Origin of the sequence: Acinetobacter sichuanensis (assembly GCF_003024515.2) — a bacterium.
GTDB lineage: Bacteria > Pseudomonadota > Gammaproteobacteria > Pseudomonadales > Moraxellaceae > Acinetobacter > Acinetobacter sichuanensis.
The window spans coordinates 1-15,137 of sequence record NZ_PYIX02000014.1; the positions used below are offsets into that span (position 1 = coordinate 1).

Consider the following 15,137-nt stretch of genomic DNA (forward strand, 5'->3'; position numbering starts at 1 on the left):
TCCTGATAGGATAAGGGTTCTGTGAAATTTGTCGTGTACAGAGTTTTTTCATTTAACAATATCCTCATTACAGATTTTTATAGCATTGGTATTTGTTCGATCAGTTGAGAACATAACTGAATGTTGTTTTTTCATAAGCATATCGACATCATCATTTATGAGTAGAGGTAATAAGGAATTTTAAAGGTTGAGCCATATTCCACTACACCAAGTTTTAAGCGTTGTGCTTATTTAATTTAATTATAGTGAAAAAGTTAGCTTATAAATTTTAAAAAAAAATTAATGACCATGGTTTTTATTAAAATATCTATATAGACAATTAAGCTAATTAGGTGGGCAATTATGAATATGTTGGTAAATATAAAAAGAGAAGTGCAAGCATCTGAATTAGACTTTATTGAAGTCGAAAAGCTAATTTTGCAATGCGAAAAAGCAAAATCGTCAATAAAGGTTATTTATGAAAGCATCAAAGATATTGAACTTGATGCTTACCAGATTGTGAGTGCAATCACCCGAAAATCATATTCATCATCATTCAATACTGAAGAATCTGCTTTAAAACAAATATCGTCATGCTTCTGGAGGAAGTTAACTGAGATCATCAATCTTAGAAACTTTATATCTGAAAAAGAATATGATGCGTTGTCAGATAAAATTGCTCGTCATGAAATTGAAGATTTCACGATGGATAACGTGAATGTATTTTTAGAATCTATCTGGTCTACGCGCCACATGGCATATGCTCGTAAAGTTGATTCATTGTTTTGCCAATTATCAAGCAAATACAAAACCAATCTTGGTGCTGGTATTAACCCGTGCGTGATCATTCATCACAATAGCTACCATTCTTATTGCAGACGAGATAATTTAGTGGAAGAAGTACGCTTTATAGCAAGGCAGTTATTTGGCAAGCCTTTAGACCACACTAGATTAGATAAACTCAGGTTAGATCGTGGTATCTGGCATAGCATTGATGATAATTTATTACGCATTAAGATCTACGAAAACGGTAACTGTCATATCTTGTTTAATCAATGCGTAGTTGATCGCATTAACCAGGTATTAAACCTGTTATATCCGAATCAAATTGGCATAGATCCAAATGTAAAACACAAACGCCGTGCGTATGATGAACCCATTTTATAAAGCTCATTAAAAAACCATCAATTGTTATTGTGGTTTTTTTTAGATATATACGGTACTAATTTTGCGATCGTGCCACTGGTGAACATACACTGACCATATCACTATGGATACTTGGGATAAATCATATCCCTTAAAGGCAGATTTAAATTTAGACTCCATTTTTCGGAGCTGCATTCTCTTATCACGAGATGGCTCTAATTCAATATCCCCAATGAATTGAGAATTGCAATAAGATCTTGTTCAGGTGTATCAGCAAGCACCGTCACGTTATAGCCACCGCTAAACTGGTGTAATTCAGCACAGTACTCAACATCAGACGCCGTGAGTACCAATTCAACATCAAAATATTGAATCACTTTAAGCACCTGGTACTTTGCTTTAAAGAATCCGTTGTTTTCAGCTAACTTCATCGCTTCAGCAATGGTGATGTTTTCAAGCACAAGACGGTCTTGAGCTGGTTCATCTTCATATGTTTTAAAACTTAACAATTTAATTAAACTTAATTAATTAACTAATTGCTCGTTAAATTATTCTTAATGCATTACGGCGATACGGCTAATAGAAAAATCATATTAGTACGCAAGCGATGTTTTTTAATTGATTAAAAAAAGATTGAAAATCTTATTTTTCGAGAAAGGTTTGCCAGGTTGTGTTTTCCCATAAAATGAAACTATCAAAAGCAGAAAGCTTAAAACTTGGAGTGAACAGCATGTCAAATTTAAACGCTCAATCAGTACAGTTACAAGGCACTTTATACATCGGTTTCCCTAAAACTTTTAGCGGTGCTCACATGGAAACATTGTTTGATGAAATCTCAGATTACATCGACAACAACTGTGATTTAACCCTTGCGGATCTTCAAGCGGATAGTGACTATGCTCAACTTCAATTTCAACAGCACATGCCGACATTGGCTGATAAAACAAATTTCTTCTTCATGGACGTTGAAATCTATGTTGCAACATTAAAAGAAAACTTTGGTCATACATCAGTACTCGACCAAGTTACCTCAGTAAATATCTTTGGCAAAAACCTTGAAGACATTTGCACGTTAATGGCTCAAAACGGCTACGCATACGACCGTATAGAAGATTGTTGGTCACGCGAACTTTCTTAATTCAATTCACCCATACGCACGGATAACGTGCGTATGCCACTGAATCACATTTGAGGATATAAACCATGCAAAACCTAATTACAGCGCATTGCGAGCTAACCATCAAACATGATGAAAAACAGCAAAAAAATGTCGGGCCTGTTGTTGTGACGTTTGGGGCGATCTTTACTGCTGAGTCGGTGAATGAACTGTTTTGCGCTATATGCCAAGACGGAATCAGATTTAAAGCAATCTATAACCCCGACAATATGTATTTTTTACGCCATGAGCTAAGCCCAATTGCTGATTTGTCAGTTAAGACAGACCAAGACGGCAACATTATTGTCAGTGTGATTGCATCCACTAGCCCATATTTTGAGATCAAAGTACTAAAAAATGGTTTTACCAACTCAGACACCTTAAATAGTTCTGCGATTCGCACGTTGGTTCGCAACCATCAAAGCCCATTCCAAGAGCAAATTTCTGACTACTTTGAAACAGACCAAATTTTTAAAACCATGCAAGCAATTTTTGCACACACGTATTTAAGCCGATAAGGAACTTCACCATGACGACCGCTACTGCTACCGCTGAAAAGACAGTGTTCAAACGTGAAACGTTGGAGCTGAAGAACATCCATGTTTACACCCAAAACGACCGCATTAACCAAAAAAGTCGCGTTGGCGACCGTGCATACGACAATGGATTAGTGAAGGACATCCTGTTCAGCCCTATGCTTTGGGCTACCCCTGAATTTTCATCTAGCTATGTTACTCAGATTCAAATTAAAGGCACACGCATTTATGATTCACTTTGCAGTTATACTGGCGTTCGCACCTATTTTTATAAGTTGTCAGACAGTGAGTTTGGGTGCATGTATCAAAAACGTCCGTACCCACAAAACGACTTTCTCTTAATTTTTGCAAACTTAACGCAAATGTTTAACGATGCAGTTTGTTACTTTGGAAACAACAGTAATAAAAACGCTTTTAAAGGTCTAGATTTTGACATCGAATGCGGTGTTTCACGGTTCAATTTACAGCAACGCTTATTAGAGTTTTATAAGAAGTCTAAACGCCAATTGACCATCAGTGAAACAACAAGCGGGATGCTTGGTGACTCGAATCTTCGCTATAACATCTTTGTTCGCAACCAACCAAAATTGGACAAACACGGCAAGCCGTTAAAATGCACCAAAAAACTCATTAAGCTGTACAAAGAGCGTGGCACAGTTGCGATCTATGGCGGTGACTGCATTTCACCACTCAAGCTCGTTAAACACCAACAAATCAAGCTAGAGAGCGAAAATGGCAAGTTTTCATATACGACTGACTTCATCACGTTGTACTCAGTAGAACAAGACATGTACACCTTATATATTCCCTATTCAGTACTTAATGAAAGCTACGGAACAACTAATAAATTTTATGGTTTGCATCTCACCCAAGAAGAAGCAGAAAAAACCATCCCGAAATTATTAGAACGTACTCAAAAGTATTTAAACCATAAAAAAGGTTAATACCCTTGCGTTGATCAGCTAATTGATCAACTGCTGGCTTTATAAACGCAAACGATGTTTTTTTAGTTGATTAAAATAATCCAAAACTTAATTTTGATAATTCAGCACCCATAATTCTACTAATGCATTTCCATCAAGCCTTAATTCAAACCATATTCAATTAACAATGAATTAACACCACTACGGCGTTATTTCTTAAATGTGGTATATGGCTTTACCCACCCCCTACTCGTCTATGGCTAATTGTTCCAGTGTCAGTCAAAAAATGAAATATAATTCATTCTCAAAAATGAGAATCTGTTCACAAATGGGAACGCGAAGCAGCCTTAATTTTAAAAATACCAGTTCATCTAGACTAAATTTGAGTAAGTCTGATTAATATTGAATAAAAAACCTAAGTTTTTCGCCGTATGTTTTAATCTTCAAGGGTTTAACTTTAATGAAATTTTTTTTAAATAAACTAGGGCTTGTTGAGAATTAACAAAGGCTACTGATTAATTTATAATAGTACTATGGATAGATACATACTTACTGATGCCCAATGGGCAAAAATGGAACCTTTTTGCCTAGGTAAAGTGACCGATCGAGGTCGTAGTGGAAAAGATAATCGATTATTTTTAGAAGCAGTCCTATGGATTGCCCGTACAGGCAGTCCATGGCGTGATCTACCTCCTCATTTTGGTAAATGGAATACCGTCTTTAAAAGATACCGTGATTGGGTGAAAGCTGGTGTATTTGAAAATATTTTTGCATCTGTAAATGAAGATGTTGATTTGGAATACGCCATGATTGATGGAACGATTGTTAAAGTTCATCGACATGGGCAAGGTGCAAAAGGGGGACTTTCAAACAGTCTATAGGTAAATCTCGAGGTGGAATGACCTGTAAAATTCTTGCCTTAGTGGATAGTCTAGGCAACCTTATTAAGTTTCGATTAATGCCTGGTCAATATCACGATTTAGTAGAAACCAAACCTTTAATTGAAGATGTTGATTTTCAAGCATTACTAGCGGATAAAGCATTTGATGCAGATTGGCTCATCCAAGAACTCAATGAACGTAAAGTGAAAGTGGTGATCCCACCTAAATCTAATCGAAAAGTAATGAGAGGATTTGATACGATTATGTATAAATGGCGTCATCTCATTGAAAACTATTTCTGTAAGTTAAAAGAATTTAAACGTATAGCGATGCGTAGTTGTAAAACAGATACGAGTTTTGAAGCCATGATTCAACTGTGCGCGAGTTTAATTAACTCTCGGTAATTCTCAACAGACCCTAATTTAGTGGATTTTGACCGTTATAATGGTTTTATCTCGAGGCATATTGCCTTAAACTTGGAGCCGTGTGATGTTAAAACTATCTAGTATCTTTTCTCATGAAGCTAGGATTGAATCCCTTGTTATTCAATTTGAAGCCGATTATCAAACTGCACTAAAGCAAGGTTTAGATATTTACTTTGGCGTTGGCTATGCAACTAATGAGGATAGTCAATCTATACAGGCGTATCTTGTGAAAGATAAGGAGATTTATAAAAAGCATTACTGGAGTTGGGAATACCCAAGAACACCACACAAAATTGAAAAAACTAAAGCTGAGCACCGCCATTGGTTAAACCTAGCTGATGTACGAAACGCTGCGCTCGAGGCGAATATTACAAAATAAAAAGGTAATCTAAATGATAAAAAAAAGTGTGGGTTTTGAACGTGCTTCTGATGTTCAAGCCATCGTTTACTCAGTAAAAGATGGATCTGCAGTTTTTGTCGTACCAAATGGCTTTGTGGTGCTGGAGGTTCCATTGTCACAAACTCAAGCCGAGTACTTCAAGATGTATGAGAAGTCACCTAATGTATTTGTGTTGTACGGTAAGGCAAAATTCCATTACGTGTGTGATTGTGAAGTTGAACTGGTTGGCTTTAGTATAGAAAAATCTAAGCTAACAAATCAATTGGTCAATCCAAGCTTATTTAGCCACATTGATAAACCTGCAGTCAGTATAGATTGCATCTATGATGATATGTCTGCACCAACTATAAGCCCTGGCTTTTATTGTTAATTAGCTGGTATAAAAGATGCCCGAAATTCGGGCTTTTAATTTGTCTGAAGACAAGTTATTTCAACTCGCACGCCGCTTTAATTCTGATGTTATTTGCCCAAGAATAAACATCCGAACCTTTTTGTGGGAAAGGCTGACTCTTAGAATACTGCAACCAACACACCGAATTATGGGTTGGATCTTGTGCCTTACGTTTTTCACGTAATTTAATCAGGCTTTCTCTTAACGCTGCAGTATCGTATTTTGGATCAAGTGACATAAAACCTACCGCAAACAGATCCGCATAAGATTCTCGCCATAGTTGCGTTTTACCGCTACTTTCAGCCGTTACAAAGGTAGATACATCATCCATCTTTACTTTGGACCGATCAGACGGCGCAATTGAATTTAATGCTTTAAGTGGCTGGCCAAGTTCACCAGGCACATCGGTCGCACGATCTAAACAGTGAGATAACTCGTGCGCTAATATCAGCATTTCCCAATCGTTGTAGCTTACATCGGTTTTTGCTTCTTTATACATGGTGTTCATGCTGGTTTTAGACATATTCACCAGGCAATATCCTGTACTAGATCTTAATGAAGCTGGAGAAGCTTGCGGTATATCTAAGGAAGTTAAAGCCCAACTTTCGTTAAAGTCACCTAACACAAGTGGCGCGTTGTAGTTTTCCTTGGCAAACTTTTGTAGTTGATTGAAGTTACTACCCGGTACCATCGCAGCAATATGGTCATGGTTGAACTGTTTCTTTTCTAGCGTCTTGAAACACCATATAAAACCATATGACAGTAGAAACATTAGGAGTGGAACAACAGCAACAGAGAGCATAAGTAGCTTAAAGTTTTCGTCTAGTCGCTTGGTTCGGTCTTTGGTCTTAATATAAGGTGTTGCCAAGCACCAGCTGAGCACTACTGTCATCAATATTAAAATAACAAGAAAAGTCATGGTGTAGCCAACTGGTTCAATAAACGTAAAGGCAATCCACGCATAACAAGTTAGGACGGTTAAGGTCCACGAAATGATGTTTAAAATGATTTTTGTTTTCACGCAGTTAGCATCCCTAATCTATAAAAATAAATGTGGCCCATTAAACGGGCCATATTGAGTCTGTTCTCTTCATCATCGCCAATCTGGTCGATATAAATAATTAACAAATCATCAAAGCTAAAAACTTTTCTTAAAAATTTAAGTTGGCTGCACACCAGGATAATCGTTGTAGTTGCCATCAATAAATTGATTGGTCGATTTACTGACATCATACCAAATCGGCATGCATTTCGACTTGTCACTTTGATCGATGGCCATGTATGGAAGTCCTAATTCGTTTTGAATCAATTCAGCACCCATAAATGGCTCAAGAACCTTCATAGGAATGGAAAACAAACACTCAACATACCCATTATCATGAATGACCTTCCGACTGGCTTTAGAAGCACTGTCAAAGCGCAATGCATTCCACAAGTGAGAAGCTTCATTGATGGTATGTGGTTGTTTTAGGTAATTAGGATTTTCAGACGCATAGATCGACAGTGTATTCACATCAATCATCAGCTTAAGTACACCTGAACCGACCATATGTTCAATCGGTATATACAGCATGATAGCGCCGTATCCTAAGCTTCGTTTTTTAGCATCTGGATGTTCACCAATACCACCAATAACGCTATGAATAAGAATAGGTAGAGTTGTGTTCATTTTATAAACCTTTCAATAGTTTTGTAGCTCTTTATACATTTGATACCGCGTATAGCAGATATATAACACGGCGATGTTAATAGAGATTGCATAAAGAATGATGATCAGGTTGGCACCCGATAATTCATCATATAAGGGCGAATAAAACGCATAAACGACTGAGAGTTCAGACATTAAAATCCAAAAAAAGCGGATAGAGGGGATATATCTAAAAGCTTCACTTTTTGCTTAATTTGTTTTTGCTGACTCATATTTCTCACCATTAGATTACAGCCATTAATATTGATTAATGACTTCATCCATCACATAAATTGAGTAGTTGTACTGGTCTAAGCGATATTTGCTTTCTTCAGTATGTTCACTGGCCAATGCTTGTAGTTGAGTTTCGTTCATGGAAGAAGCATAGCGGTTACGGATTGATTTAAGCTGGCTCAATTCTAAACGTCCAGTACTCTTGGTCAGATTGCTGACAGTTGTGAATAGATCCTGGTCATATTCTTGCAATTCACCATACAGCCAAGCAAGGTGTTCTGCATTGATGTATGGGTTATTTTTTTCATAGTAGTTTTTCAGTTTGAATAAACTCAAACCACATATGAACACAGCAACTATAAGGCTAATGACAAGCCCCTCACCGAGTTTAAGTAGGTATAGGAATATAAAGATACTAATCACGCCAATGGCAATAGAGATATATCGCATGGTTTGATTTTGGAACATTTCTAACATGGGCATTACTCACTTTTTGTAATGTTGTTTTGATAAAGATGGTCTATTTGAGCGATGGCAAGTTTCATGCGTTCCGTGGTGCAAGTCAGGTCGTCATCAAAACGATGGTTGAATTCAACAATCCCCTGTTCTTCCATGTCTTGCATTTCACGCTTAGCATTACTTAAGCCTTTTTCTATACCAACCAGATTCAAGTTAAAGAAGTCTTCTAGTAGCTTTTCACTCTCAATGATTTGTTTGAGCTCAGTAACATAGACTTCAGTTTTCTTTTTGCTGATTTCCGCAGCCATCGCATAACGAAAGTTGCCGTTTACAACAACAGTTTTGAGGTCTGGTGAATATTCGTTGTATTCACTTGGAATTCGACTAACGGACTGGACGGCGTGACTCCAGCCATACTTCTGAAAATATTCAATTCCCGTCATGGTATATACCTACGATTGTTCTTTTTTAAGTTCAATAACAGCCAATAACGCTTTGTTTTGGCGTTCCAATTCATATTGTTTTTGGCGGTCTACATTTTGGCGATCGAAAAGTTCTCTAATCTGCTGTTTGTAGTGGTTGTCATAGTACGAATAGGCTTTACGTTCTGCTTTTCTACGTGCAATGCGAACTTTGGGATGCCAGTTGAATTCTTTGTCGTCTGCATAACCCCTCATGAACTCAACCAGTTTGCTATCACCACGCATTTTACAAACCTTAATGAAGCCCATTTCTAAAACTGTAATTGGCGCACGGCGCGGATCTCCAAACTCCCAACGCCGTTTAATCCCAAAGCCACACATCTCTATTTGAACCGTAATCATGGTTTAACCTTTATCAAATGTTTGAGCTTCTGGATCTTCGACATTAAATCTGGACCATCACTTTCATGGTAAGCAAGGTGTTCATTAACGAATGTGATAAAAGCATCCAATTCAGTTTGAATCGTTGCCAATTGATTGCGTAACCACTGGCATGTGGCTTCATCTTGTTTTATCGCCGTTTCAAGCAATCCTCTCGCATGTTCATAGGCATTTGCCTCACCTTGCGCCACCATATCTGCAGATGATTTCCAATCGCCCCATTTCTTATTCCAAAAGTCATCAAGCAGCTGCAGTAATTTTTCTACTTCCAATTGGTCATCGCTGATGGCTGGTGTTTGCATTTGATAGATAGACTTTTTAGTTTCTACTTCACTTTGCATCCAACCATCACGAAAAGCTTCCCATTTCGCCTGATGCACCCAAGAAGAATAATTGCCACTGGCCAACAGACTACCGACCACGCCGTATTTATTTTCAAAAGCGCTACGAGCTTCAATTTCTGAAGCAATGTTTTCATTCATGTTCATTGTTATTCACCGTCCGTAATTCAATTTCAGTTGAAGTGGCTAAACGGATGGTACGCTTGGCATATGCGATGCATCCGTAAAAAGTGGAACCGTGCGGATTGATTAGGTCCACGTACAAATGGCGAGTGGTGATGCGGTTGATCTAGAGCAATGCGTATCAATCATGCTGACTATCCCCATGAAGCAAAGGCACTTGTAATGAGATTTTTGTTTCCTTCATCTCATGAAGTTTTTGAATCGCACGTTCTGGATCTATCACCCATGCATCAAAGAGCAGTTGTGTGACAAAAGAAAACTTCTCACCAACTTTGCGGAACGGTGTGCCGTGGCTATTCAGGAATTGTTCAAACACAAGATATTGCTGTTCGATGGCCTGGTTAAGTTCAAACAGGTCAATACAGCCCTCTATCAAGTTGTACTCACCTAAAGCATTCGGCATAAACATCCATTTACGCTCATGGGTTAAGCCATCTACATGTAGGTAGGCATGTTTGTTGAGGCTAGTCCACTCAGGTTTCATCATGACGTAGGTGTTGTACTCGTCATCTTCAAGATAGTTGTAGTGGGTAGCATCAACGGGTTTCTTTGCTAAAACAGAAATGGCCTGTTCAAGTGTCAGACCGAGAATGAGTGCATGTGGTGTAGTTGATGATTGGTGATCCATATTCCCTACCCCTTAGATTGTCGGGCTAGTCGGTTTAGGACCACTCAAACAAATTTCGTTTTGAACGTGATTGTAGATCTCAGCCAAGTGAGGTCGTGTGCTAAAGAATTGATCTTCTGATGTATCAGAGAGGTTAGCACTCATGACTGTGAGTAGTGCTTCATTTTTGAATTGCGCTTGAACCGCCGACTTTAATGCACCATTCAATGAAGCATGCAGATTGTTGAATAGCGAAATAACACGGGCATTCTGATCATTCTTTTTGAAGAAGATAAAATTAACTTCACGTTCACGGAAAAACACCAGCTGATATTCAAGCCCTGATTCTGATAAATCATTCCCCATATCAATCAATGCATCATCTGGCACGGCGAACGCAGCGTATTTTGAATCAAAGTTTTGAAGTGCTTTACTTGAGATTAGATTCAAACTTACTTTGCCTTGAATCGGCACACATTGGCTCAGTTTCTTAGCCAAGTAATGTGCAGCAGCCATGTGATGTGATCCACCAGCATTTTGAACAAAAATCTTAGGACTCCAGCCATAGATAAAAAATTGATCAGTGGTTGTATCTGGAGAGTTCAATAAACGGATTTCTGGCCATAACAACATTCGATCTAAATTTTCCATACTCACATCACTAATGTAATCAGGGCATGCGTTTTTTACAAAATCATCAATGCTACGGTACTGGCTTAAATCCGACTTGGAATTTGAGAAGCCCCCAATTTCAGATAGGTCAAGTAAGCATGGTGTTTCAAGATGAATGATTTCTGCAAAAATCGGGTTAAATACTTCAGCCAATTCTTCAGCAAAGGGAGAGATGTAGAACGGCTTATGATTTTGCGTATCTTGACCAAGGTAGCTGATGGAATCGTTATCTTTGGCATGTGGATTCAAAACAATGTTTTTGCCTGGTACAAAATTAGTAGGAGATATACCAGTCATACAAAGAGAATCTTTGATTTGATGAAAAGGGAAAACATCGCTCATGGCGATGCTGTCAGAATTGACTAAACGGGTATCAATAAAGGGTTTTAACTTGAGATTCTTATAAAGCTTATGTTTTGCTGAAAATACCGAAAGTAAAGTGTCTAACATTTTAAGCACTCCATTGATTAATGCTTTATTAAAACTAATAAAGATATATTAATACAGAAAGTGCTTATAAGTATTTTTTTGGAAAATTAATTTAAGAATTGCGGTTGAGTGGTATTAGTTGCAAGTGGTTGTACGGCGTTGTTATCGACAGACTTTGAGTACTGTTGCACTTCAACAATTCGCACACCTTTAACGTGTAAACGTGTTTTATAGTCAGTCATTCCAAGTGTTTGTAAGTCGTCTAGCTGTTCTTTAGTCATTGCCTATATCCTGTATATTGGATGTGATTTAAGGGCAATTTAATTGATGTATTAAGGATTGTAAAGGGTAAAACACAGTTCATTAAACTTTTTATGAAATGGTATATACCGATTAAGCCTAAAACAAAACAAGGTTTTAAGAAGTGGTTTAGTTATGTTTAAGAATACGCACGTTAAAACTAAGTTATTATATTAAAATGCATCTAAACTAGGGTTAAAACCAAACTGGATGCCAATATGTGTTCAAACATTGAATCTTACGCCGTGAACCTATCCAATGTACCTAAAGCTATCTCTTGCTTGAATATGTATGACTTTCAAACGTTAGCACTAGGACCAACCTATTTACCCCGATTTATCACTTGCAGATCGCCACATTCCATATACGGCGCTATTGGTTGCATTTGATGTGAATGCGTCTGAAAAGTTTCGCTTAATCGAAATGATGGTGCCTGAAGCCATTCCGCTGTCGCAGTTGTTGTTATTGGCCATATTCAATGAAACGCCGTATAAGAGCGAATATGAAATAGCCCAATACATGCCGAGTGATGAATTAAGGCGTATTAAGTACAAACAGCTCACCCAAAAAAACTAAAGGCTGGATAACCAGCCTTATGTCTTCTACATGGATGCGTTTAGTCATCCTTTTTTTTGATTGTAATGCCTGATCGTAATGAAGCTGAAGAACCTTTTGAACCAAGTATCACCAACAATTTTTCAAAAGTAACGCATTCGTGCGAGAACGGGTTTTTCATCAAAGCTTTTTCAAACTTAGCTGCATACTGTTGTTCTACGAATTCCATTTCATTTTTAGTGCTATGTGAGATGGCTTGATCAAGACTGGCTTTGTTTTCCGCAATGTATTGTGTCTGATCTTCAGGTTTTACATGGCGTGGTATCTGAACAAGCTGATATTCAGTAATTGGCGCAACGGTTAAGTCATATCCTGTTAGGATCTCTTTCAATTCATCATAGTAGCTGTCTAGGTTCATTGGTGTGATAACGGCGCGAGTCACAGTTTCAACATCACTTTCCTGTTGAGCCTGTTCAGGTTCGCTTATACGTTCACCATAGATATTAAATTCAGCATCAAGATCCGCATTGTTGTAAGCACCAGCTTGTACTTGAGGTGAAATGTCAGAATCTTTACCGAAGTACTGGAACTGTTTTCGCTTCTCAATAATCTGGTCTTTAATGTTTGCTTCTTTTTGTGCTGAAACAATACTTTCACGGTGTTTTTGTTCTTTGGAGATTTCACCTTTCGCCGTGGACGAAGACATTACTGTTCTTTGACCAGGTGCCATCCCTTCAGGTGTGATGGATTCAAGACGTCTTGCTTCAAGAATCTGATGTACAAAATCTTGAGTAAAGTCTTTTACCGTGTTGTTGTTTTCGTACAAGGTGTTATTGAGCTTTCTGCAGATCTCAAAATCACCAAGCGCCGTGACATTGGCAGATGAATTGTTGTCTGTCAGTAGCGTGTGTTTTTCCTCAATCTCATGAATGAAGTCTTCAATTTTTAAAGTAGGATCGTAGATTTCAGATTTTTGGATATTGAAGATTGGGCAAAGGTCATTTAAGCGTAAGTACTTGGGTTGATCACCAGCCACATAGAACGCCAACATTGATACGATTTTAACGTCTGAAGTTTTACCACCTTCCCCTTTAGTTGATATGAGCAAGGTAAATTCGCCGTTGTGCTGTCCGGCAATTTGTTCAATTGTCACACGTTTTTCTTTGGCGAACTGGACTTCTGTTTGTGGTACCGAACGGTTGAATACTAGACCTTGATACATATTGATTGAGTTAACTTTACCTTGCCACTCTTCACCAGCAAAACCATCAACCAATTTGTATGTTGTACTTTCAGCACCCGAAGTAGTACGTCCAATGGCTTTAACGGTCGTGTTACCCCATGTAGCAGCTGCTTCCTCTTTAGATCCACGTTCAATATCTTCAAATGTTTGAGCACCGAACGTAATAGAGAAGTTAAGCGAACGTGCCTGAGCTGGTAAAACCGAAGCACCGACAATAACGATGTAGCCCCATTCGTCCAAAAATAGCTTAAATGAAGTAGTGGCGTTGGTTGGTCGTGCGTCAATAATGGCACGGCGTAAACCTTCCATTTTGTTACCAAGGGAACCAGCCATCATTTGTTTAATTGAGCCAATGATTAATTTTCCGAGCATTTTGAGTGAGTCTGGTGAACGCTCAAGAGCTGGTAATGGCACAGTTAAGATACGGCGGTTAAGTACAACGTCAAAAATATCAATATCACCGCCATGCTCTACACCAAAGATGTGACCGTAGTTAAACGTCAAGTCGTTAATCGCTTTGGTTAACTGCATGGTGATATAACCGTGTTGCTCACGGGTTTTGGTTTCTTGTTTCTTTAACTTTTTAGGGTTGCTTGAATAACCAGGTAATGAAACGAGGTAGCCTTGAAGTTGTTCAGCCACACGTTCAAAGTCAATCCCGTATTTATCGTTATGACAAAATACCAATTCTTCAAGTGCTTCAAGTTCCATGTATTGCGTGAATACTTTTGGTGAAAGCTGAATGAAGCCATTGTCACGTAGATAGACCAAAACTCGTGTAAGTGCGGCGATAAAGGCCATCGCACGACCTTTCCACATGTCACCACCGCCACCGCCTGAGTCATCAAGCAAGTTGATCAAGAATTCAATCAACATCCCTGAGCTGGTGTTGCTCATTTGGTTCATTGAGTTGGTCATCTTGTCGGTTTGTGCACGTAGCATGTTACGACCTGAGGTAATGAAGTTGATCGTTAATAGATCCTCATTACGCCCAAAGCGGTTACATAAACGATAGTGGTCTTGTTGAGCCTTGGTATCACCTTTTGCGTCTACAAAGATATAACCTGAGTTTTGTACGTACTGGTTGGCACAGTTACCTAGCATGTATTCTGTTTTACCCGAACCCGTAGTACCTAACACAATTTGATGTGTACGGTCATCGGAGTTAGATGCATAAACAGGTAGACCAGTTTCACGGCAACGACCAAGGTAAGTCACACCCTCACCTTGTAGCTTATCGCGATTGGTACGTGCGTATTCCAAAAAGGCTTTTGGATTGTCCAGTACGTCATCTTTTACGCGTGATGTAATGTCAGTTGACGCATCCAGTGAGTTTGAATGCAACGGCGCACGGAATGGCCACTCAAAAAAGTAATCATTCGGATGTGTGTAGCGTTTTAATAGGTAATACGCGATCCCTATAAATATCTCACCGCCAAACGGAACAACAAACAAAATAACTGCAATAGCACCAAGAACGCCAACCAAATAATTAGCGCCGTCTGGCGCTGTAAGTTTTAAATGGATTTTCTCTAAGCCTGATCGTGTATCACGCTTAAGCGAACTTGGCCTGAACTTTGTTTGTGTGCCGTATTTTTGTGTAGAAGCCATGCTTTGCGACCTACTCTTTTATCTTCAGGATAATAGGCAAAGTCGTTGTTTAACGACCTTACCCATTTCCAAGCACTTCAATGTATATACCAATTAACGCAAATCTATATAGCTGA

The 15,137-nt window shown here is 38.5% G+C and carries 18 protein-coding genes and 1 pseudogene; 8 read left to right on the plus strand and 11 right to left on the minus strand.

The genetic code is table 11. From position 1 onward, the window contains the following. Nucleotides 1-342 precede the first annotated feature (342 nt). On the plus strand, nucleotides 343-1,146 hold the full coding sequence (locus C9E89_RS09995) for a DUF4942 domain-containing protein (RefSeq protein WP_005005990.1): 804 nt from the start codon (nucleotides 343-345) through the stop codon (nucleotides 1,144-1,146). 194 nt (nucleotides 1,147-1,340) lie between these two features. Here C9E89_RS09995 and C9E89_RS10000 read toward each other — a convergent pair whose 3' ends face one another. Next, nucleotides 1,341-1,634, minus strand: coding sequence for a hypothetical protein (locus tag C9E89_RS10000; RefSeq protein ID WP_005005987.1), 294 nt, complete (start codon nucleotides 1,632-1,634; stop codon nucleotides 1,341-1,343). Between the two features lie 221 nt (nucleotides 1,635-1,855). Between C9E89_RS10000 and C9E89_RS10005 the strand changes: the two genes are divergently transcribed. The 6 genes and pseudogenes from C9E89_RS10005 to C9E89_RS10030 all read left to right on the plus strand — a co-directional run bounded on the left by C9E89_RS10005 (nucleotide 1,856) and on the right by C9E89_RS10030 (nucleotide 5,816). After that, on the plus strand, nucleotides 1,856-2,263 hold the full coding sequence (locus tag C9E89_RS10005; RefSeq protein ID WP_005005986.1) for a hypothetical protein: 408 nt from the start codon (nucleotides 1,856-1,858) through the stop codon (nucleotides 2,261-2,263). A gap of 65 nt (nucleotides 2,264-2,328) precedes the next feature. Next, the gene (locus tag C9E89_RS10010; protein WP_005005983.1) at nucleotides 2,329-2,799 is read left to right on the plus strand and encodes a hypothetical protein; all 471 of its coding nucleotides are present in this window, start codon (nucleotides 2,329-2,331) and stop codon (nucleotides 2,797-2,799) included. 11 nt (nucleotides 2,800-2,810) lie between these two features. Then, complete coding sequence (locus C9E89_RS10015) at nucleotides 2,811-3,761, plus strand: hypothetical protein (protein WP_107008180.1); 951 nt, start codon at nucleotides 2,811-2,813, stop codon at nucleotides 3,759-3,761. Nucleotides 3,762-4,273: 512 nt separating this feature from the next. Beyond that, nucleotides 4,274-5,025, plus strand: a pseudogene (locus tag C9E89_RS10020) (IS5 family transposase). A gap of 85 nt (nucleotides 5,026-5,110) precedes the next feature. Then, the gene (locus C9E89_RS10025; RefSeq protein ID WP_024160774.1) at nucleotides 5,111-5,425 is read left to right on the plus strand and encodes a hypothetical protein; all 315 of its coding nucleotides are present in this window, start codon (nucleotides 5,111-5,113) and stop codon (nucleotides 5,423-5,425) included. A 13-nt stretch (nucleotides 5,426-5,438) separates the two neighbouring features. Next, nucleotides 5,439-5,816 carry a hypothetical protein gene (locus tag C9E89_RS10030; RefSeq protein WP_024160775.1) on the plus strand — a complete coding sequence of 126 codons (378 nt, stop codon included), beginning with the start codon at nucleotides 5,439-5,441 and terminating at the stop codon, nucleotides 5,814-5,816. Between the two features lie 55 nt (nucleotides 5,817-5,871). Here C9E89_RS10030 and C9E89_RS10035 read toward each other — a convergent pair whose 3' ends face one another. The 9 genes from C9E89_RS10035 to C9E89_RS23285 all read right to left on the minus strand — a co-directional run bounded on the left by C9E89_RS10035 (nucleotide 5,872) and on the right by C9E89_RS23285 (nucleotide 11,593). Further along, nucleotides 5,872-6,729, minus strand: coding sequence for a hypothetical protein (locus C9E89_RS10035; protein WP_228199017.1), 858 nt, complete (start codon nucleotides 6,727-6,729; stop codon nucleotides 5,872-5,874). 267 nt (nucleotides 6,730-6,996) lie between these two features. Continuing rightward, nucleotides 6,997-7,506 carry a hypothetical protein gene (locus tag C9E89_RS10040; protein ID WP_005005975.1) on the minus strand — a complete coding sequence of 170 codons (510 nt, stop codon included), beginning with the start codon at nucleotides 7,504-7,506 and terminating at the stop codon, nucleotides 6,997-6,999. A 276-nt stretch (nucleotides 7,507-7,782) separates the two neighbouring features. Beyond that, nucleotides 7,783-8,235 carry a hypothetical protein gene (locus C9E89_RS10045; RefSeq protein ID WP_033917408.1) on the minus strand — a complete coding sequence of 151 codons (453 nt, stop codon included), beginning with the start codon at nucleotides 8,233-8,235 and terminating at the stop codon, nucleotides 7,783-7,785. Between the two features lie 5 nt (nucleotides 8,236-8,240). After that, on the minus strand, nucleotides 8,241-8,660 hold the full coding sequence (locus C9E89_RS10050) for a hypothetical protein (RefSeq protein WP_000145713.1): 420 nt from the start codon (nucleotides 8,658-8,660) through the stop codon (nucleotides 8,241-8,243). A gap of 9 nt (nucleotides 8,661-8,669) precedes the next feature. Further along, on the minus strand, nucleotides 8,670-9,020 hold the full coding sequence (locus tag C9E89_RS10055) for a hypothetical protein (protein WP_228199014.1): 351 nt from the start codon (nucleotides 9,018-9,020) through the stop codon (nucleotides 8,670-8,672). 17 nt (nucleotides 9,021-9,037) lie between these two features. Further along, nucleotides 9,038-9,568, minus strand: coding sequence for a hypothetical protein (locus tag C9E89_RS10060; protein ID WP_033917402.1), 531 nt, complete (start codon nucleotides 9,566-9,568; stop codon nucleotides 9,038-9,040). A gap of 157 nt (nucleotides 9,569-9,725) precedes the next feature. Then, nucleotides 9,726-10,232 carry a hypothetical protein gene (locus tag C9E89_RS10065; RefSeq protein ID WP_033917403.1) on the minus strand — a complete coding sequence of 169 codons (507 nt, stop codon included), beginning with the start codon at nucleotides 10,230-10,232 and terminating at the stop codon, nucleotides 9,726-9,728. 12 nt (nucleotides 10,233-10,244) lie between these two features. Beyond that, entirely contained in the window at nucleotides 10,245-11,333 is a 1,089-nt protein-coding gene (locus C9E89_RS10070) for a DUF6685 family protein (protein WP_107008182.1), read from the minus strand. 86 nt (nucleotides 11,334-11,419) lie between these two features. Continuing rightward, nucleotides 11,420-11,593 (minus strand): hypothetical protein, encoded by a 174-nt coding sequence (locus C9E89_RS23285; protein ID WP_162900306.1) that lies wholly within the window; start codon nucleotides 11,591-11,593, stop codon nucleotides 11,420-11,422. A gap of 409 nt (nucleotides 11,594-12,002) precedes the next feature. On the opposite strand from C9E89_RS23285, the gene C9E89_RS23215 reads away from it, so the two are divergent. Next, nucleotides 12,003-12,188 (plus strand): hypothetical protein, encoded by a 186-nt coding sequence (locus C9E89_RS23215; protein WP_058952567.1) that lies wholly within the window; start codon nucleotides 12,003-12,005, stop codon nucleotides 12,186-12,188. Nucleotides 12,189-12,228: 40 nt separating this feature from the next. Here C9E89_RS23215 and C9E89_RS10075 read toward each other — a convergent pair whose 3' ends face one another. Beyond that, on the minus strand, nucleotides 12,229-15,021 hold the full coding sequence (locus tag C9E89_RS10075) for a type IV secretion protein DotL (RefSeq protein WP_042892356.1): 2,793 nt from the start codon (nucleotides 15,019-15,021) through the stop codon (nucleotides 12,229-12,231). Nucleotides 15,022-15,137: the final 116 nt, after the last annotated feature.